The sequence below is a fragment of the Methylobacterium sp. WCS2018Hpa-22 genome (assembly GCF_031843785.1).
Classification (GTDB): domain Bacteria; phylum Pseudomonadota; class Alphaproteobacteria; order Rhizobiales; family Beijerinckiaceae; genus Methylobacterium.
The window spans coordinates 1-16,221 of the sequence record NZ_JAVTJA010000015.1; the positions used below are offsets into that span (position 1 = coordinate 1).

21 protein-coding genes are annotated in these 16,221 nt (G+C 65.2%); 11 read left to right on the forward strand and 10 right to left on the reverse strand.

What is annotated here, in order from left to right; translation table 11 throughout:
* Positions 1 to 124 precede the first annotated feature (124 nt).
* Together RQI43_RS19005 and RQI43_RS19010 are read right to left on the reverse strand one after the other, a co-directional pair.
* Positions 125 to 697: a DUF3016 domain-containing protein gene (locus RQI43_RS19005; protein ID WP_311276234.1), complete on the reverse strand. Its 573-nt coding sequence runs from the start codon at positions 695 to 697 to the stop codon at positions 125 to 127.
* Positions 698 to 700: 3 nt separating this feature from the next.
* The gene (locus tag RQI43_RS19010; RefSeq protein ID WP_056434302.1) at positions 701 to 1,237 is read right to left on the reverse strand and encodes a DUF2244 domain-containing protein; all 537 of its coding nucleotides are present in this window, start codon (positions 1,235 to 1,237) and stop codon (positions 701 to 703) included.
* Positions 1,238 to 1,257: 20 nt separating this feature from the next.
* Between RQI43_RS19010 and nth the strand changes: the two genes are divergently transcribed.
* Both nth and purC read left to right on the forward strand, forming a co-directional pair.
* Positions 1,258 to 2,040 carry an endonuclease III gene (gene nth / locus RQI43_RS19015; RefSeq protein WP_311276235.1) on the forward strand — a complete coding sequence of 261 codons (783 nt, stop codon included), beginning with the start codon at positions 1,258 to 1,260 and terminating at the stop codon, positions 2,038 to 2,040.
* A 243-nt stretch (positions 2,041 to 2,283) separates the two neighbouring features.
* Positions 2,284 to 3,078 (forward strand): phosphoribosylaminoimidazolesuccinocarboxamide synthase, encoded by a 795-nt coding sequence (gene purC, locus RQI43_RS19020; protein WP_026175628.1) that lies wholly within the window; start codon positions 2,284 to 2,286, stop codon positions 3,076 to 3,078.
* Between the two features lie 91 nt (positions 3,079 to 3,169).
* Here the strand turns inward: purC and RQI43_RS19025 are convergent, their stop codons facing one another.
* Together RQI43_RS19025 and RQI43_RS19030 are read right to left on the reverse strand one after the other, a co-directional pair.
* Positions 3,170 to 3,796, reverse strand: coding sequence for a hypothetical protein (locus RQI43_RS19025; RefSeq protein WP_311276236.1), 627 nt, complete (start codon positions 3,794 to 3,796; stop codon positions 3,170 to 3,172).
* 44 nt (positions 3,797 to 3,840) lie between these two features.
* Positions 3,841 to 4,299 (reverse strand): invasion associated locus B family protein, encoded by a 459-nt coding sequence (locus RQI43_RS19030; protein ID WP_056434711.1) that lies wholly within the window; start codon positions 4,297 to 4,299, stop codon positions 3,841 to 3,843.
* A 296-nt stretch (positions 4,300 to 4,595) separates the two neighbouring features.
* On the opposite strand from RQI43_RS19030, the gene RQI43_RS19035 reads away from it, so the two are divergent.
* Positions 4,596 to 5,003, forward strand: coding sequence for a hypothetical protein (locus tag RQI43_RS19035; RefSeq protein ID WP_056434305.1), 408 nt, complete (start codon positions 4,596 to 4,598; stop codon positions 5,001 to 5,003).
* A 222-nt stretch (positions 5,004 to 5,225) separates the two neighbouring features.
* Here RQI43_RS19035 and RQI43_RS19040 read toward each other — a convergent pair whose 3' ends face one another.
* The gene (locus RQI43_RS19040; RefSeq protein WP_311276237.1) at positions 5,226 to 6,092 is read right to left on the reverse strand and encodes a LysR family transcriptional regulator; all 867 of its coding nucleotides are present in this window, start codon (positions 6,090 to 6,092) and stop codon (positions 5,226 to 5,228) included.
* 97 nt (positions 6,093 to 6,189) lie between these two features.
* On the opposite strand from RQI43_RS19040, the gene gstA reads away from it, so the two are divergent.
* A complete protein-coding gene (gstA, locus tag RQI43_RS19045; RefSeq protein WP_311276238.1) occupies positions 6,190 to 6,807 on the forward strand; it encodes a glutathione transferase GstA in 618 nt (205 codons plus the stop codon).
* 333 nt (positions 6,808 to 7,140) lie between these two features.
* Here gstA and RQI43_RS19050 read toward each other — a convergent pair whose 3' ends face one another.
* On the reverse strand, positions 7,141 to 7,875 hold the full coding sequence (locus RQI43_RS19050; protein WP_311276239.1) for a SprT family zinc-dependent metalloprotease: 735 nt from the start codon (positions 7,873 to 7,875) through the stop codon (positions 7,141 to 7,143).
* 80 nt (positions 7,876 to 7,955) lie between these two features.
* Positions 7,956 to 9,224, reverse strand: a complete 1,269-nt coding sequence (locus RQI43_RS19055; protein WP_311276240.1) for a polyhydroxyalkanoate depolymerase — start codon at positions 9,222 to 9,224, stop codon at positions 7,956 to 7,958.
* Between the two features lie 194 nt (positions 9,225 to 9,418).
* On the opposite strand from RQI43_RS19055, the gene RQI43_RS19060 reads away from it, so the two are divergent.
* The 5 genes from RQI43_RS19060 to purQ all read left to right on the forward strand — a co-directional run bounded on the left by RQI43_RS19060 (position 9,419) and on the right by purQ (position 12,872).
* On the forward strand, positions 9,419 to 10,804 hold the full coding sequence (locus RQI43_RS19060; protein ID WP_056434312.1) for an ActS/PrrB/RegB family redox-sensitive histidine kinase: 1,386 nt from the start codon (positions 9,419 to 9,421) through the stop codon (positions 10,802 to 10,804).
* Between the two features lie 40 nt (positions 10,805 to 10,844).
* A complete protein-coding gene (locus RQI43_RS19065) occupies positions 10,845 to 11,447 on the forward strand; it encodes an ActR/PrrA/RegA family redox response regulator transcription factor (protein WP_056434713.1) in 603 nt (200 codons plus the stop codon).
* A 114-nt stretch (positions 11,448 to 11,561) separates the two neighbouring features.
* On the forward strand, positions 11,562 to 11,801 hold the full coding sequence (locus RQI43_RS19070; RefSeq protein ID WP_056434314.1) for a hypothetical protein: 240 nt from the start codon (positions 11,562 to 11,564) through the stop codon (positions 11,799 to 11,801).
* A 151-nt stretch (positions 11,802 to 11,952) separates the two neighbouring features.
* Entirely contained in the window at positions 11,953 to 12,192 is a 240-nt protein-coding gene (gene purS, locus RQI43_RS19075) for a phosphoribosylformylglycinamidine synthase subunit PurS (protein ID WP_056434316.1), read from the forward strand.
* Entirely contained in the window at positions 12,192 to 12,872 is a 681-nt protein-coding gene (gene purQ / locus RQI43_RS19080; RefSeq protein ID WP_207412279.1) for a phosphoribosylformylglycinamidine synthase subunit PurQ, read from the forward strand. The genes purS and purQ overlap by 1 nt, the downstream gene beginning before the upstream one ends.
* 124 nt (positions 12,873 to 12,996) lie before the next feature.
* Here the strand turns inward: purQ and RQI43_RS19085 are convergent, their stop codons facing one another.
* Entirely contained in the window at positions 12,997 to 13,542 is a 546-nt protein-coding gene (locus RQI43_RS19085; protein WP_027170828.1) for an adenine phosphoribosyltransferase, read from the reverse strand.
* Between the two features lie 187 nt (positions 13,543 to 13,729).
* Here RQI43_RS19085 and RQI43_RS19090 point away from each other — a divergent pair, with 187 nt between their 5' ends.
* On the forward strand, positions 13,730 to 13,954 hold the full coding sequence (locus RQI43_RS19090) for a hypothetical protein (protein ID WP_311276241.1): 225 nt from the start codon (positions 13,730 to 13,732) through the stop codon (positions 13,952 to 13,954).
* Positions 13,951 to 14,232 (forward strand): type II toxin-antitoxin system RelE/ParE family toxin, encoded by a 282-nt coding sequence (locus RQI43_RS19095; RefSeq protein ID WP_311276242.1) that lies wholly within the window; start codon positions 13,951 to 13,953, stop codon positions 14,230 to 14,232. Before RQI43_RS19090 ends, RQI43_RS19095 begins: the two co-directional genes overlap by 4 nt.
* A gap of 21 nt (positions 14,233 to 14,253) precedes the next feature.
* Here RQI43_RS19095 and RQI43_RS19100 read toward each other — a convergent pair whose 3' ends face one another.
* Both RQI43_RS19100 and RQI43_RS19105 read right to left on the reverse strand, forming a co-directional pair.
* Positions 14,254 to 15,048, reverse strand: coding sequence for an inositol monophosphatase family protein (locus RQI43_RS19100; RefSeq protein WP_056434322.1), 795 nt, complete (start codon positions 15,046 to 15,048; stop codon positions 14,254 to 14,256).
* A gap of 151 nt (positions 15,049 to 15,199) precedes the next feature.
* Positions 15,200 to 16,213: a tetratricopeptide repeat protein gene (locus RQI43_RS19105; RefSeq protein ID WP_405030667.1), complete on the reverse strand. Its 1,014-nt coding sequence runs from the start codon at positions 16,211 to 16,213 to the stop codon at positions 15,200 to 15,202.
* Positions 16,214 to 16,221: the final 8 nt, after the last annotated feature.

A 16,221-nucleotide genomic window follows, 5' to 3' on the forward strand; every position in this document is an offset into this window, starting at 1 on the left:
ACACAACAGCCGCCCGCCGAACCGAAGTCCCCGCTGGCCGCCGCCGATGAACAGGGATATACGGACCACAGACGGACGCGTCAACCGCAAAAAGCGAGCGGTCTCATTTTTCCGAGCCGGCTCTTCATGCGGGCCCCGCTCTGCCGAGCCCTTTCACTGACCCGATCCCTTCTTCCGTTCCGCCCTCATGAGCTCGCTGGCTCCGGTTCGCGAAACGTCGCCTTGCCCATTCCCGGAGAAGTTCGCGCTCATAGGGAAAGCTGCCTGCTTGCGTGGTTCGGGCACCGAGCAGGAAATTGATATCGCTCACGCGCTCATCGTTCGACGCGATGCGCTGACCCCGTTGGTTCAACAGCGAATATCGCAGCCGAAAGGAGGGCGGAGTCGCATCGGTGACGACCCGCAGGCCGTATGGGAAATTGGCTCCGGGATTAGGGAAGCCCGCGAGATCAACGTCCAACACATCGATGACCAGCCTTTCGCCAGGAGCGAGGTAGGGGGATGCCGACTGCTCCATCAATCTACGCAGCTCGGTGAGCGTCGCCTGGGGCCCAATCCCTGAACTGAACCGGTTGTTGGCGTCGACGTAACGGCCGGGCTCGATGAAGCGTATCTCGACCGATCCGCCGGGTGCCGCGATCGCGGAGCCGGCAAAGCCGATCAGAACCAGGGCGAGCTTAACGAGCGGCGCTTGCAAGGTTCAGTACCCCCTCTTCACATCCGCCAATGCCCGCGTCAGTCCCTCGGCGATCCGCTCACGGACCGGCGGAGAGGCATCGCGTGCCACCACCACGTATTCCCGGCGGGACACCAGCGTCAGGGTCTGGAGGCCGTATTCCTCATCCTCGACCTTGGTCAGCTTGGTCCACAGGGGATTGAAGCGCCATTCGCGACGCTCGCCGCGATGGGTCACCCGGGCCAGCATCACCTCAATCGGCGAAATCATGACCTCTTCGAAGGAGCGCCCGCGCTTCAGGCTCGTCTTCAACGCCATGTAGAGCGCGATCATATCGAGACCGAAGAACCCGGCCACCGGCCAGAATCCGGCCTGAACGCAGGCGATGGACGTGACGAGGGACACCGCCCCGCATCCGATCATCACATTGCGGAAGCCATTATGGCTCAGCGATTGGTGCGGACGGATGGTGGCCTGGAAAACCGGGACGTCGACGCTGTTGGGGTCGAGCCCGTCGGGATGGGATGGGATCGTGTCGCGAACCATGTTGCCGCTCTCCATGGGACACATATAACCCACCGATGAAGAGCCGACAGTCGAAGCCCCCAAAGAAGTCCGCGACCGCGACGACATCACCCGCTCCGGGAGCTCCTCGGACAAGGAAGAAGATCGCCGCGACCATCACCGAGCCGCTCATCGCTAAAGTTGAGACGGCCCCCTCCCCTGTCGATGCCGCGACAGTCACCGAGATCTTCGCGCGGCTGCGCGCCGCCAATCCGGAACCGAGGGCGGAGCTCGAATATCTCAACCCGTTCACGCTTCTGGTCGCGGTGGTGCTGTCGGCCCAGGCCACCGACAAAAGCGTGAACCTCGCCACCGCACCCCTCTTCGCCATTGCCGACACGCCGGCCGCGATGCTGGAATTGGGGGAAGAGCGCGTCCGCGCGTTCATCCGCACGATCGGACTGTTCAACACCAAGGCGAAGAACGTCATCGCACTGTCCCGCATCCTGGTGGACGAGCATGACGGGCAGGTCCCGGCTTCGCGAGAGCATCTCGAAATCCTGCCGGGTGTCGGCACCAAGACCGCAAGCGTGGTGATGAACGTCGCCTTCGGAGTGCCTACCATCGCCGTCGACACCCACATCCTCCGGGTCTCGAATCGCATTCCCCTCGTCGTCGCGCCGACGACCGACAAGGTCCAGGCAGGGTTGGAAGCGATCGTGCCGAAGCCGTTCCGCATGAACGCGCATCATTGGCTGATCCTGTTCGGACGTTACGTCTGCAAGGCGCGGCGCCCCGAATGCCCCACTTGCCTCATCGCCGACCTCTGTCGCTATCCCAGCAAGACCGTCGTCGCCTGAGGGGTTTGGCTCATCCATCGGCCGTGGGATTCGCGGGACTGCGTGGTCGCCCACCGCCATACACATCCGGCTCGCCCTGCAGGGCCGGGCTGCGGGCGGACGCGTTGTACTGCAAACCCGCTTCGGGTAGTTTGCGCCACGGTCGTCGAGGCTTTCGACAACGATGTGTTCTCGCGGCCCGGCCTCATCGAGGCCGCCACGCCGCGGATTCCGCACATCGTCTGTCCGAAGGAGTCACGGCCCATGGACTTCCTCAAACCACGGTATACGCCTATGAACCGCCGCCGTCGCATCTACGAGGGCAAGGCGAAGGTCCTGTACGAAGGACCCGAGCCGGGAACGCTCATCCAGCATTTCAAGGATGATGCCACCGCCTTCAACGCGCAGAAGCACGAGGTCATCGACGGCAAGGGCGTGCTGAACAACCGGATTTCCGAGTTCGTTTTCCAGCACCTCAACGATATCGGCGTGCCGACCCACTTCATCCGCCGGCTCAACATGCGCGAGCAGCTGATCCGCGAAGTCGAGATCATTCCGCTCGAAGTCGTGGTGCGCAACGTCGCCGCCGGCTCGCTCGCCACCCGCCTCGGCCTCGAGGAAGGGACGCAGCTGCCGCGTTCGATCATCGAGTTCTATTACAAGAACGACGCGCTCAACGACCCGATGGTGTCGGAAGAGCACATCACCGCATTCGGCTGGGCGACGCCCCAGGAGATCGACGACATCATGGCCCTGGCCATCCGCGTCAACGACTTCCTGTCGGGCCTCTTCCTCGGCGTCGGCATCCGCCTCGTGGACTTCAAGATCGAGACCGGCCGCCTCTGGGAAGGCGACCTGATGCGCATCGTCGTGGCCGACGAGATCTCCCCGGATTCGTGCCGGCTGTGGGACATCAAGAGCCAGGACAAGCTCGACAAGGACCGGTTCCGCAAGGATCTCGGCGGCCTGATCGAGGCTTACACGGAAGTGGCCAAGCGTCTCGGCATCATGTCCGAGAACGAGAAGGTTCAGTCGGGCGGTCCACGCCTGGTTCAGTAGAAGCTTCTACCGGAATGGTATGAAAAAGGGGCCCCGCGCGAGCGGTGGCCCCTTTTTCCATGCGCGATCGATCGAAGCTCGTGGCCGAATGCTACTGCGCCGCTTCGGGACTGGTCTCGGCCTGGGCGGCAGCCGGCGCGGGTTTGCGCTTGCGCTTTACCGCCACCTTGCCCGGTGCTCCGTGAAGCGAGACGCCGATGTCGTAGCTCTCGCTCAAGGGGCGCGGGACCACGAGATTTTCCTCTATCACCGTGAACAGCCCCTGCGCCTCATTCGGCCCGATCGACACCGACACCTTGCGCGCCCTGGTCGCTATGATCTGGTCCCCGGCCTTGATGGTGAAATAGACCGGGGCCTCGAACCGACCCGGTCGGCCCGCCGGTCCGAGGAGGACCTGCCCCTCGACACCGACCTTCACGCTCACCGAGCCATCGGCCAGCCGCACGCATTCGCGGGCGAGACGCCCCAAGGTGATCTGGCTGCGCAGGCCCGCATTGTCGTCGGCCCGGCCGCCATAGCTGCGCAGGGCGGCACCGTTTTCCGCGACATCGACCGTCGGGCAATAGACCTCGCCGAGGTCGGCCGGCTGCGACGGCGGGACTGTGGTCCCACCGTATTTCAGCATATTGGTGAACCAGTTGCCGTCCTCGGCCTTGGCTGACCAGGGCAGGAGGACCGCCATCAGGGCGATGCCTACCGTTTTCGCGCGTGTCCGCATCCTCAGATCCCGCTGAATTGCCGGCGCGGGGCGCCGGAACAGACCTATTTCAAGCTGGTGAACCCGTCGCCGAAGCCCTTCATCGAAAGGGGGATGCCGACCCCCTCCTCCGGGGTCTGGAACACGATGAACGTGGCCTGCACCCCGGCGCTGAACTGCTTGATGAGGTTCTCGTCCATGACCACCTCGGCGACGCAGCCGGTGGTGAGGCAGCGCACGAACCCGGCCCGCCCGACATCGGTCTTGTCGATCTTCAGCCCGAGGCCCGAGGGCAGCAGCACGCCGAGCGGTGCCACCACGCGCAGGAGGTACCCGCGATTGTCAGCTGTCTTGAGGACGATGACGACGAGGGTCAGGTTCGGCCTGTCCTCAGCCGCCAGATATTGGACCAGGGCGCATTGCTCGGCCTTCGCCCCCGCCGGCGTCTCGCAGCGAAGCTGCCAATCACCGAATGTGTTGCGGACCATGCCCTGCGCCTCGGCGCGGTCGCTCCCCGCCAGCATCACACCGGCCAACCCGGCCAGGCAGAAGAGGCCGATCCGTGCGAGACGCCCCGCATCGGTCGCCCGCCCCTTGGCGACCCGCCTTGCGCGCCTCAGCATTCCTCGAAAACCCACGCGCCGATCCCTCTCGCCTCACCCCTTCTGGCCAGGGGCACCGGATGAAACCAGCGGTGTTCCGACCATGCGCGGCTATTCTGTGTCAAGCGTGACCACTAGTTTACGAACACGGACTATCGTTTCGCGGGAACACGCCCTAGTTCCGAGTGTAAAGCCACCAGTTCCAACGGACCGAGCCCATGCGATATCCTGCTACCGCCGCGTTCCTGATCCTTTCCAGTGCCTGTCTGGCCGGCGGCTCTTTCGCCGGCATTACTTCCGCCGCGGCTCAGTCGCTGCCGGTGGACGAGACCACCTATGTCGAGCGGTCCCTCAACCGCGACGGTCCGCTCGTAGTCGAGCATCGGCCGATCCGGCGCATGCCGGGCGGCCGCGTGAACAGCAATTCGGCCGAGATCGCCGGTTTCTGCCGTGATGGTGGATATGTCCGCCGCCTCGACGAGTTCGGCAACCCGACGATCCTGCGCCAGCGTGAAGTCTGCGACAGCGTCGCCCCTCGCACCATGCGACCGGGCGATGTCGACGCCCGCCCGACCTGGCCGGTCGAGCAGGTCGAGCGACGCCGGATCTTGCGCGCTCGCGGGTAGCCTCCCCCACCCGACGACGGACATCGTCCGCCTCGGATGGGTTCTCGCCAGTCCGTGTCCAGATAGGGTTGCCAGTAAGCTACCGTCCGTATGCGGTCGTATGAGTACGGAGCGAAAGCGGCGGCTCATGGCGCGTGGTTTGCTGATCGCACGCGTCATACAGCGACATACTCTGGAAGCCGCCGCACGAAGCGCCTGCCAGGCTGAGACCGATGGGACCGGTCACACGGCTCGATGCCGCGCGAGCGACATTAGCAGTTCGGCAGGCCGGGATGGTTTGCGAGCCAAGGTCGCCAGCAAGCCGAAATGCCGGGAGATCGCGGGATCCAGCCGGACGACCTTCAACCCTTTCCGCGTCTCGGGCAACGTAGATTCCGGTACAATGCCGCTGCCGAGCCCCTCTCGTATGAAGGCGATGGCGCTCGACCAGTCCCGAACCTCGATCCGAATATCCGCCAGCGACAGACCCGCTTGCTCGGCGAGCGTGCGGGCATGATGATGGCACCCACCAGTAGCCAGGACGAACGGCTCGGCCACAAGCGTAGCGAGCGACAGTTTGCCATGTCGTCCGAAACGATGAGCCGCCGGCAAGACGCCGACCCACGCGTCCTCCCCGAGGGGAATCGCTTCGACGTCCCGCGGCGGGTTGAGAACAACCCCGAGATCGACGGCGCCACTCTCTAGCCACGTTTCAACCTCCCGGTCATCGGTCTCCAGGATGACGGTCTCGATGCCAGGATGTAGCGCGTGGAAGCGCCGCAGGAGCGGAGGTAAAACGGTCGCGATGACGCTGGGAAAAGCAGCGATCCGCAGCGATCCATGCTCTTGGCCGGCAGCCTCTCGCGCTTCGCGCCCGATCGCATCGAGATGTGCGCAGGCGGTCCGCGCATGTTCGAGCGCCCGCTCGCCGAATGCGGTCAACTCGACCCCTTGCCGCTGCCGCACGAGGAGCTTCATGTCGAGCGCCTCCTCGAGGGCCGCGAGCGCTTGGCTTAGGCCGGATTGGGTGATGCCCATGGCGGCCGCTGCCGCTGTGAAGCTGCCCGCTTCAGCGACAGCGATGAAGCCGCGGAGTTGGGTCAGGTTCATAGTAGCTCAGCTTATGAGGCATTCTCTCCAATTAATTTCCCTTCACCAGAATCGCCCGTCAATGTCGAGTACGCTCCTCTTGTCGTCAGGCGATCCTATGAAGCTGTTCTTCGCACCCGGCACCTGCTCGTTCTCGCCGCACATCGTATTGCAGGAGTTGAATCTGTCCTACGATCTCGTGCGGGTGGACAATCGCACCAAGCGGACCTCGGACGGCCGCGACTTCCTCGCCGTCAATCCGAAAGGATATGTCGCTGCGCTCGAACTCGATGATGGGGAGGTGCTAACGGAGGGACCGGCCATCGTTCAGTATCTAGCCGACCTCCGGCCGGAACTAGGTCTCGCGCCGGCGAACGGAACGCTGGAACGGGTCCGTCTGCAGGAATGGCTCAACTTCATCACGAGCGAGATCCACGCGGGTGCTGCGCCCCTGTTCAACCAGACCCTGCCCAAACCTGTACGAAGCACCTTCGAGACACGCCTTTTCAGGCGGCTCGATCTGATCGATGCGACATTGCTCAAGAAGGCATATCTCCTGGGCGACCGCTTTACGGTCGCGGATGCTTACCTCTACACGGTCCTCGGCTGGATGCCGGGCTTTTCGATCGACCTCATGCGTTGGCCGAGGATCGACGACTACCATAGCCGGATCGCGAGGCGACCATCGGTCGTCCGAGCTCAAATGCGTGAAGCACAGCTGTCGTCCGTTTCTTGATCCAAGCCAACTGTCTCCATGAGATTCCCGTACTCGTGGACCAAACACGGCTTCGTCGAGGATACGCATCGTAGGCGCACGCCCGACGGGATCCGCAATGCCCCGGATGTGCAGAGGGGATGGCATACGTTCGCTTGCGGACAGGTTTCGCGAACGCGCTCATCGGTTTTACGTTCGAAAACCCATGATGCTCCAAAGGTCTCCGCGAGGTAAAGCATCGGCTTGCCAATACGAACCTGCATCCGACGGTGCTTCACTGCCTTGAGACGCATTGGGGGCGGAGGCGGGTGGTACCAGATGCCGGTTCCGGACCGACGGGTGTCCGGTTGCGCCTCAGCCGTAGCGATGGAGGCTGGCGCCGTTGCGCTTGAGCCAGCGCTCGGCCTCTTCCACATGTGGGCACAGGGATCCCACCAGGGACCAGAAGCGTGAGGAATGGTTCATCTCGCGCAGGTGGGCCATCTCGTGCGCCACGAGGTAATCGAGCACCAGGGGTGGCGCCAGGATCAGGCGCCATGAGAAGTTCAGCTCGCCGCGCGCGGTGCAGGATCCCCAGCGCGAGCGGGTGTCGCGGACGGTGATCCGTTTCGGCCCCTGCCCGAGCTTTTCGGTATAGTAGGAGACCGACCGCGCTAGATCCTTGCGCACCTCCCGTTCGAGAAAATCCCTGACACGGCGCGGCAGGTGAGGAGCTTCGCACGCCACGGAGAGCGCAGGTCCGTTCTCCGCCTCCGTCACGAGCGTTACCCCGCTGCGCTCGCTGCGATGGAGAATGCGATGAGGCACGCCGCGCAAGGGAAGCTCGGCCCCCGCCTCGAACGCCACCCGATCCGGAACCTTGGCGAGCCGCATGGCGATCCAGCCGCCATGGCTCACCGCGAAAGTGCGGGCCACGGCCAGGGAGGTCCGCGCCGGCAAGGTCATCACCACCTCGCCGGTGGCGCTCGAGACGCGCAATGTCAGCCTGCGCGCCGTCGGGCGGCGGCGCAGGACGACACGGAACTTAACGCCCTCGTGGAGGATGTCGATATGGTCGGGATCGGACCCGCGCAGCAGGGCGACTCTCATCGGGTCAGCTTAACGGCAGCCTCCCGCCACCGCCATCTGTGCGTGGTTCACGTCCAGAACTTTCGCGCGCCCCGCCCGCATCACGCTGCCGGGCGTTCTTCGATGGCCGGAAGGGCCTGCATGTCGCGGATGAAGGAAGCGATCCTCGGCGCGATGATGGTGCGATAGCGCGAGCCATTGAACACCCCGTAATGCCCCACGCGTTCCTGCAGGTGATAAGCCTTGCGCTCGGGCGACAGGTTCGGAGTCAGGTCGAGGGAGGCCTTGGTCTGCCCGACGCCGGAAATATCGTCGTTCTCGCCCTCAATGGCGAGGATCGCGCAGGTCCGGATGGCAGCAAGGTCCACTCGCTCGCCGCGATGGAGCATCTCACCCTTGGGCAGGGCGTGGTCCACGAAGACGGTCTTGACCGTCTGCAGGTAGAACTCGGCCGTGAGATCCATCACCGCGAGATACTCGTCGTAGAATTCTCGATGTTTCTCGGCGGAATCGCCGTCGCCGGTCACGAGATGGTCGAACATCTCGGTATGGGCGTTGACGTGGCGATCGAGGTTCATCGCCATGAAGCCGCCGAGCTGGAAGAAGCCGGGATAGACGCTCCGCAAGGCGCCCGGATACGTTAGCGGCACGATGGTGATGCAGTTGCGCTCGAACCATTCCGTGCCGCGCTCCTGCGCCAGGCCATTGACGGCGGTGGGCGACCGGCGGGTATCGATGGGGCCGCCCATAAGGGTCATTGAGCGCGGCACCGGCGTGATGCCCTGCGCCTCCATCAGTGCCACGGCAGCGAGCACCGGCACCGCCGGCTGACAGACGGCCATGACGTGAAGGTCCGGCCCGAGAGCGACGAAGATCTCCTTCAGGTAGTCGATATACGTGTCGAGATCGAACCGCCCGCTGGTGATCGGCACGAGGCGCGCATCCGTCCAATCTGTGATGAAGACCTGATGGTTGGGGAGCATCGCCTCCACGGTTCCGCGCAGGAGCGTGGCGTAGTGCCCGGACATCGGTGCCACGATCAGGAGCTTGGGCTGCGGCTCGGAGGGACCGCGCGCGAACGAGCGGTCGAAGGTCAGGACCCGGCAGAACGGCTTTTCCCACACCACCCGTTCGCTCACCGGCACGCTGGCGCCGTCGATCCAGGTTCCGGTGAGGCCGAAGGCCGGCTTGGCATAACGGCGGGTTCCGCGCTCGAACATCTCGCAAGCGGCGGCCATGGACTTCGCGTAGGGCGAGTAGGCGAGCGGGTTGGCGGGATTCTGCAGGCTGTGCTTGACCATGTCCGCGGTGAGACGGGCCGGCGCCGTCATCATCCGCCCGAACTCATACCAAGTGTAGGCCAAGCTCATATCCGCCCCTCCTCGTCGTCCCGCGTCGCGTCGTCCCTCGCGACCGGGCGCGCTAGAGAACGCCGCGCGCCGGGAAACGTTCGGATCGACGCGTGTGCGAGGTGGGACCGCGCGGGGCATGATTGCGCAGGGACGGGTGCAATCGGAGGGCGAGCCATGGATTCCCGCCAGCCGAGCACTATCGTTGAGCAGACATGATCGACATGAGCACCAACGGCTTCGTTCGCGATGCCCGGCATCTCCGTCTCGACACTTTCGTGCGCCTGCGCTGGCTCGCGATCACCGGGCAGAGTGCGGCCGTGGTCGGGGCGCAGTTCGGCCTCGGCCTGCCTCTGCCTTTCGGCTGGTGCTTCCTCGTCATCGCGGCGTCGTCCTGGCTGAACCTCGCCCTGAGGATCCGGTTTCCCGCGAGCTACCGCCTGAGCGACGATTCGGCGGCCCTGCTCCTCGCCTTCGACATCATTCAGCTCGCCGCCCTCCTCTTCCTCACCGGCGGCTTGCAGAACCCGTTCTCGCTGCTCTTCCTCGCCCCGGTCCTGATCTCGGCGACGGCCCTTCCGCCGGAACGGACGCTGGCGCTCGGACTTCTCGCAGTGGGTCTCGCCACCATGCTGGCGCTGATCCACCGGCCATTGCCGTGGTTCGCGGACGGGCGGCTCGAACTCCCCTTCCTCTACGTCTCGGGGGTTTGGACGGCGATCCTCCTCGGCACCGCCTTCACCGGCGTCTATGCCTGGAAGGTCGCCGACGAGACGCGGCAGCTCGCGCAGGCCCTCGCGGCCACGGAACTCGTGCTGGCGCGGGAACAGCACCTGTCGCAGCTCGACGGGTTAGCGGCAGCGGCCGCGCATGAACTCGGCACGCCACTCGGCACGATCATGCTCGTCACCAAGGAACTCACGCGCCAGCTCGCACCCACGGCGTCCCCCGCAGTGAAGGACGACCTCAACCTCCTGCGCGATCAGGTGGACCGCTGCCGCGGTATCCTGTCGAAACTGACATCCCTCGATGGCGACGAAGCCGGCATCCTCCAGACCGTCACGCTGAGCCATCTCGTGGAGGAACTGGTGGCGCCCCAGCGCGCCATGGGCATCGCGCTCGACGTCACCAGCCGGGGCGACGGGGTCGAACCTGCCTGCCGGCGTAATCCGGGGGTCCTGTTCGGGCTCGCCAACATCGTCGACAACGCCGTGGACTTCGCCACCAGCCGCGTCGTCATCGAAGCGCGCTGGACCCTCGACAGGGTCTCCCTGGAGATCAGCGACGACGGCCCGGGCTTCTCGAGCGAGATCCTGCTGAGGGCGGGCGAGCCCTATGTCACCACCCGCAGCCCCGACAAAACGCGTGGCGGGAACAGCGTCGGCGCCGGCCTCGGCCTTGGATTGTTCATTGCAAAGACACTGATCGAACGCTCCGGCGCACAGCTTACGCTCTCAAACGTATCCGGGCACCAAGCAACCGGAGCCGTAGTCCGCGTATCCTGGGCGCGCCACATCTTCGAGCGTGACACGATTCCGAGGCGCGGTACCGAAATGAGCGCTCAGGTGCCCCTGACGGAACGCAGTACGGCCCCTATATAAGTTGCTAACAATTCGATCTTGGAAAATGGAGGAGCGTCAGATGCTGACGCAGAGTGGAAGTCCGGCGCCTGCCGCCGATGTGCTGCAGACTTCGGAATCCGATCCGCTGGCGGCTTTTTCCGACCGTTCGCTGCTGATCGTGGATGACGATCGGCCGTTCTCGACCCGCTTGGCGCGGGCGATGGAAGCGCGGGGCTACGACGTGCAGGTGGCCGAAAGCGTCGCCGAAGGCGTCTCGCTCGTCGAGAACCGCGCACCCGCATTCGCGGTCATCGACATGCGGCTCGGCGACGGCAACGGCCTCGACGTGATCGCGCGGCTGAAGGAGAAGCGCCCCGAAGCGCGGGGCGTCATCCTGACCGGTTACGGCAACATCGCCACCGCCGTAACGGCGGTGAAACTCGGCGCGTTCGACTATCTCGCCAAGCCGGCCGATGCGGATGAAATCCATGGTACGCTGATGGCCCAGCCGGGCGAGCGGGCCGACCCGCCGGAAAACCCGATGTCGGCCGATCGCGTGCGCTGGGAGCATATCCAGCGCGTCTACGAGTTGTGTGGTCGGAACGTCTCCGAGACTGCCCGCCGGCTCAACATGCATCGTCGCACGCTGCAGCGCATCCTGGCCAAGCGCGCGCCGCGCTGATCCAACCCCGACGACGGGCTCGGTGGCGTGATGTTGCGTGGAACCGGACCGGCGCTGTAAAGCACCGGTCTCCCGCCGCAATCGCTGCACCGGGGCCGACGGAGACGTATCCCCGTGAACACGCGCAACCTGATCACGATCGTCAGCATGATGGTGCTGGTGGGCACCGAAGTTTTCGCAGTGGCTATCGCTGCCGGTTGGGCATTGGCCGGTCTGTTCGATCTCGGCGACACCGTTGGCCATGTGCTGATGGTCCTATTCAGTTCGATCGCCGCCTGGATCATGCTGCAGCTCTGGCGCCGGGCGGTGAGCATCGAACCGATTCGCAACGCCGCGCCCGCAGCACGCCGCTGATCGGGCGATACGCGTCGTATCTCGAACTCGGGTCCGCTCTGCGTCTCTCGCTGGACTGCGCACCACCGCTACGATGGCCCCGCCGCGTTGCATGGTCGGCATTTCCCGACTATCGCCTGACGGGCCGAGCCACAGCATCGAGTCCGAACCCATGAAAGCCCGCATCATCGTCACCCTGAAGACCGGCGTGCTCGACCCTCAGGGCAAGGCGATCGAAGCCGCGCTCTCGTCCTTCGGCATTTCAGGGATCGAAGGTGTCCGCCAGGGCAAGGTGTTCGATGTCGAGATCGCCGACACCGATCCTGCCAGCGCCGAAGCGATTCTGAAGAGCGCCTGCGAGAAGCTGCTGGCGAACACGGTCGTCGAGAATTACGAGATCGAGATCGTCTGATGCGCGCCGCGATCGTCGTCTTTCCCGGCTCCAACCGCGACGGTGACGTCGCCCGCGCCCTGCGCCTCGCCGGCGCGGAGGTGGTCAAGGTCTGGCACACCGATACGGCGCTTCCCGCCGGAACCGATCTCGCGGTCCTGCCCGGCGGCTTCTCTTACGGCGACTATCTCCGCTGTGGCGCCATTGCTGGCCGCGCAGCCGCCATGGACGCCGTTCGTGACCACGCCGCGCGCGGCGGACTGGTGCTCGGCATTTGCAACGGATTCCAGATTTTATGCGAATCGGGCCTGCTGCCCGGTGTGCTCATGCGCAACGTCGACCGGCGCTTCATCTGCCATCGCCAGATGCTGCGGGTGGAGCGCGCCGATACCCGCTTCACCTCGGCCTATACCAAGGGACAGGTGATCGACGTCTGCGTGGCGCATGGCGAGGGTAATTACTTCGCGGATCCCGAGACCATCTCCCGGCTCGAAGGCGAAGGCCGCGTGGCCTTCCGTTATGCCGATGCGGCTGGCGAGCTGACCGTGGATGCCAACCGCAATGGCTCGCTGAACTCCATCGCTGGCATCTACAGCGAAAAGCTCAACGTGCTCGGGATGATGCCCCACCCGGAGAACTTCGTCGAAGGTCTCATCGGCGGGGTCGACGGGCGCGGGTTGTTCGAGAGCCTCGCGGCTTAGTGCGAAAGCCCCCTCCCCCGCAAAGGGGGAGGGAAAGACCTCTCCGGATGATGGCACTCCCCTTATCCGACCCGCCGGCGCGGGCCACCTTCTCCCGCACAGAAGAGAAGGAAGCGGCGCGCATTCAATGCCCGTCGAATTCCATCAGCGTCCGCACCGGAACGTCGAGGTCGCGCAGCTTTTGCGCTCCGCCGATCTCGGGTAGGTCGATGACGAAGCAGGCAGCCACCACCTCGGCGCCGATCTGGCGCAGCAGGTTCACCGCCGCGCAGGCCGTACCGCCGGTGGCGATGAGGTCGTCGACCAGCAGCACCTTGTCGCCCGGCTTGATGGCGTCCACGTGGATTTCCATCTCGTCGGTGCCGTATTCCAGGGCGTAGGCGATGGAGACGGTCTTGTGGGGCAGCTTGCCCTTCTTGCGGATCGGCACGAAGCCCGATGAGAGCTGATGCGCCACCGCGCCGCCGAGGATGAAGCCCCGCGCCTCGATTCCCGCCACCTGATCGATCCGCCCGCCCGCGAAAGGGTGGACGAGCGAATCCACGGCCCGGCGGAATGCACGCGGGTCGCTCAGCAGCGTGGTGATGTCGCGAAAGACGATGCCGGGCTTCGGGTAATCCGGGATCGAGCGGATCGAATCCTTCAGCGCGGAGTGGCGGCGGGCTTCCATTCGGGTGGCTCTCTTCAGCAAATTCTGTCGCGGCTTAGATCAGATGCGGTGCCCCGGGACCAGAGGGGCATACCCGTCCGGTCGCCGATCCCGGCGCCGCATGGCGCCATCGCGGTCAGTGTTCCCGGCCCTCGCCCCCTTCTCGTGGACAGTTGGAACTGACTATGATGCGCCAGCGAGGTGAAACATGACGGATTTACTGGAGAAGGCGGTCGAAGCAGTCCGGCGGATGCCGCGTGCAGATCAGGACACGATTGCACAGGCCATCATCAGCATGACGGAGATCGGCGGCGCGGACGATATCGACCCGGACCATCTCCAAGACGTGCTGGACGCCATGGCGGAGGTCGGCCGCGGTGAATACGCCTCGGCCGAAGAAGTCTCAGCGGCTTTTCGGAGCTTCGAACGGTGAAGCTCCTCGTCTCCGCAACGGCCCCGCGGAGGCTGCGAGAGATCGCGGATTATATCCATGAACGGCATCCCGCTGCCGCGCGAAGCGTCGGTAGGGCCATCGAAGATGCGTTCGACCTCGTCGGCCGCTATCCGGAGGTGGGGCGGCGTCTGCCGAAGCGCGTGCGCCGGTTCGCAGTGCCTCGCTTGCCCGATCTTATCTACTACACGGTCGACGAGCGCGCGGACGCGGTCGTCATCCTGACAGTCAGACACGGAGCCCGGCGCCCGAGCACATGACCAAGGCCCGGCTTCGCACCTTCACGCGTTGGCGCGACGCAGGATCTTCACGAGGTCGCCGTGCAGGCTCTCGTTGCCGGCGGCCACCGAGCGGGCGGCAAGAGGCTCTGCGCCGCCATCCGCGCTGGTGACGAAGCCACCGGCCTCGCGCACCAGGATGATGCCGGCCGCGATGTCCCAGGTCTGCAGGTCACGCTCCCAGTAAAGGTCCGAGCGACCGCAGGCGACGTAGGCGAGATCGAGAGCAGCCGAGCCGAAGCGGCGGGCGCCGCCGGTCACCGCCATCACGGCCGCGACCTCGCGCAGGAGCTTCGGGTGGTCGCCGCGTCCGAGATAAGGCGAACCATAGGCCACGAGGGCGTCGGCCATGTCCGTCCGGCCGGAGACGCGCAGGCGGCGGTTGTTGAGATAGGCGCCCTTCCCGCGTTCGGCCACGAACAGCTCGTCCTTGGCCGGATCGTAGATGACGCCGGCGACGATCTGGCCCTCGCGTTCGAGACCCACCGAGATCGCGAAATGGGGGATGCCGTGGAGGAAGTTGGTGGTGCCATCGAGCGGGTCGACATGCCAGGTGTGGCTCTTGTCCTGCCCTTCGATGTTTCCCGATTCCTCGAGAATCAGGCCATAGCCGGGACGCGCCTTCATCAGGGCATCGCGCAGCACCTCTTCAGCCTTGCGGTCGGCGGCGGAGACGAAGTTGCCGGGGCCCTTGCGCGAAACCTGGAGGTTCTCGATCTCGCCATAGTCGCGCTTGAGGCCGCGGGCGGCCTTGCGGACGGCGTCGACCATGACGGTCATGAGGGGTGAGCTGATCATCGATGCAAAGGTCCGGGTCGATTCAAAGAACGGTCTCGCGCGGCCATAGCATGTTTGCGGCGCGTCTCACCCCTCGCCGATGCGGGGCAGAAGAGAAACGCGCGCAGGCTCCCATGGATGCCGAATTGACACTTGCCCGCGCTGCGCGGGCTTACTCCACCTTCATCCGCGCCTCAGCCAGTCGCTCGGCCCGGCTTCGCTCTTCGGCGGTGAGGCCGGCAAGGGTCTCGTCCAGCTTCGGGTCGGAGCGCCCCTGGGCTGCGGCGGCGAGATTCCAGGCAGCCGCCTCGACAGGGTTCTTCTGGATACCCCGTCCCAGGGCATAGAGGATGGCCACGCGATTCTGCGCGATGGCGTTGCCGCGCGACGCAGCGTGGAGGAAGTAGCGAGCCGCGCGGGCCTCGTCCTTCTCGACGCCGATGCCGTTGAACAGCAGGATCGCGAACTCGACCTCGCCGGCGAGATCGCCATTATCGGCCGCGCGTCGGAACCACTCGGCCGCCTGTTTGGGATCCTTCGGCACCCCCCTCCCCTGGAGGTAGAGCACGCCAAGATCGTGCTGCGCCGGACCGATCTCGCCCTCGGCCGCCTTGCGGAACAAGTCGGCGGCTTTGGCCTCGTCCGGCTCGGTCCCCGTCCCGATCAGGATCAGGGCGAGGTTGTAGGCGGCCGTGGTGTCGCCCTTGAGGGAGGCCTGTTCGAGCCAGCGTCGCCCGGCTTTCGGATCTTTCGTGCCGCCACGGCCATCGATCGACATCAGGCCGAGAGAGGCCATGGCGTGGGTGTCGCCCTGGTTGGCGGCGAGGCGATACCATTCCGCCGCCTTCACCGGGTCCTGCTTCACACCGAGGCCCTGGTTGTAGAGCTCGCCGAGCAGCGTCATCGCCGCGGCGTCCTTATTGTCGGCGGCGATCCGCTTCGTCGCCTCGCGGAAGGCGGTGGTATATTGCCCGCGCTGGTAAGCGCCGAACGCGATATCCGGCTCCGTCTTCGAGCGGGGTGGCACGGCGCCAGCCGCGCCGATGGAATACGGGGTCGGGAGGTCCCGCAGCTGCCCCTTCAGAGTTTCCTTGGGACGAGATGTCAGGGATTGCGGCACGGCCGGATCGGTCGGCATCACCTTCGGCGCTTCTGCCGAGGCGGCGGACGACCAAGCCTCGGCCATGGCGAGAG

Excerpts from the sequence above, each read along its gene's own strand:
- RQI43_RS19090 (WP_311276241.1), top strand. The coding sequence starts at position 13,730 with ATGACGGATTTACTGGAGAAGGCGGTCGAAGCAGTCCGGCGGATGCCG.
- RQI43_RS19025 (WP_311276236.1), bottom strand. The coding sequence starts at position 3,796 with ATGCGGACACGCGCGAAAACGGTAGGCATCGCCCTGATGGCGGTCCTC.
- nth (WP_311276235.1), top strand. The coding sequence starts at position 1,258 with ATGAAGAGCCGACAGTCGAAGCCCCCAAAGAAGTCCGCGACCGCGACG.
- RQI43_RS19030 (WP_056434711.1), bottom strand. The coding sequence starts at position 4,299 with ATGCTGGCGGGGAGCGACCGCGCCGAGGCGCAGGGCATGGTCCGCAAC.
- RQI43_RS19100 (WP_056434322.1), bottom strand. The coding sequence starts at position 15,048 with ATGATCAGCTCACCCCTCATGACCGTCATGGTCGACGCCGTCCGCAAG.
- RQI43_RS19035 (WP_056434305.1), top strand. The coding sequence starts at position 4,596 with ATGCGATATCCTGCTACCGCCGCGTTCCTGATCCTTTCCAGTGCCTGT.
- purC (WP_026175628.1), top strand. The coding sequence starts at position 2,284 with ATGGACTTCCTCAAACCACGGTATACGCCTATGAACCGCCGCCGTCGC.
- purQ (WP_207412279.1), top strand. The coding sequence starts at position 12,192 with ATGCGCGCCGCGATCGTCGTCTTTCCCGGCTCCAACCGCGACGGTGAC.
- RQI43_RS19105 (WP_405030667.1), bottom strand. The coding sequence starts at position 16,213 with ATGGCCGAGGCTTGGTCGTCCGCCGCCTCGGCAGAAGCGCCGAAGGTG.
- RQI43_RS19065 (WP_056434713.1), top strand. The coding sequence starts at position 10,845 with ATGCTGACGCAGAGTGGAAGTCCGGCGCCTGCCGCCGATGTGCTGCAG.
- gstA (WP_311276238.1), top strand. The coding sequence starts at position 6,190 with ATGAAGCTGTTCTTCGCACCCGGCACCTGCTCGTTCTCGCCGCACATC.
- RQI43_RS19085 (WP_027170828.1), bottom strand. The coding sequence starts at position 13,542 with ATGGAAGCCCGCCGCCACTCCGCGCTGAAGGATTCGATCCGCTCGATC.
- RQI43_RS19040 (WP_311276237.1), bottom strand. The coding sequence starts at position 6,092 with ATGAACCTGACCCAACTCCGCGGCTTCATCGCTGTCGCTGAAGCGGGC.
- purS (WP_056434316.1), top strand. The coding sequence starts at position 11,953 with ATGAAAGCCCGCATCATCGTCACCCTGAAGACCGGCGTGCTCGACCCT.
- RQI43_RS19050 (WP_311276239.1), bottom strand. The coding sequence starts at position 7,875 with ATGAGAGTCGCCCTGCTGCGCGGGTCCGATCCCGACCATATCGACATC.
- RQI43_RS19055 (WP_311276240.1), bottom strand. The coding sequence starts at position 9,224 with ATGAGCTTGGCCTACACTTGGTATGAGTTCGGGCGGATGATGACGGCG.
- RQI43_RS19060 (WP_056434312.1), top strand. The coding sequence starts at position 9,419 with ATGATCGACATGAGCACCAACGGCTTCGTTCGCGATGCCCGGCATCTC.
- RQI43_RS19010 (WP_056434302.1), bottom strand. The coding sequence starts at position 1,237 with ATGGAGAGCGGCAACATGGTTCGCGACACGATCCCATCCCATCCCGAC.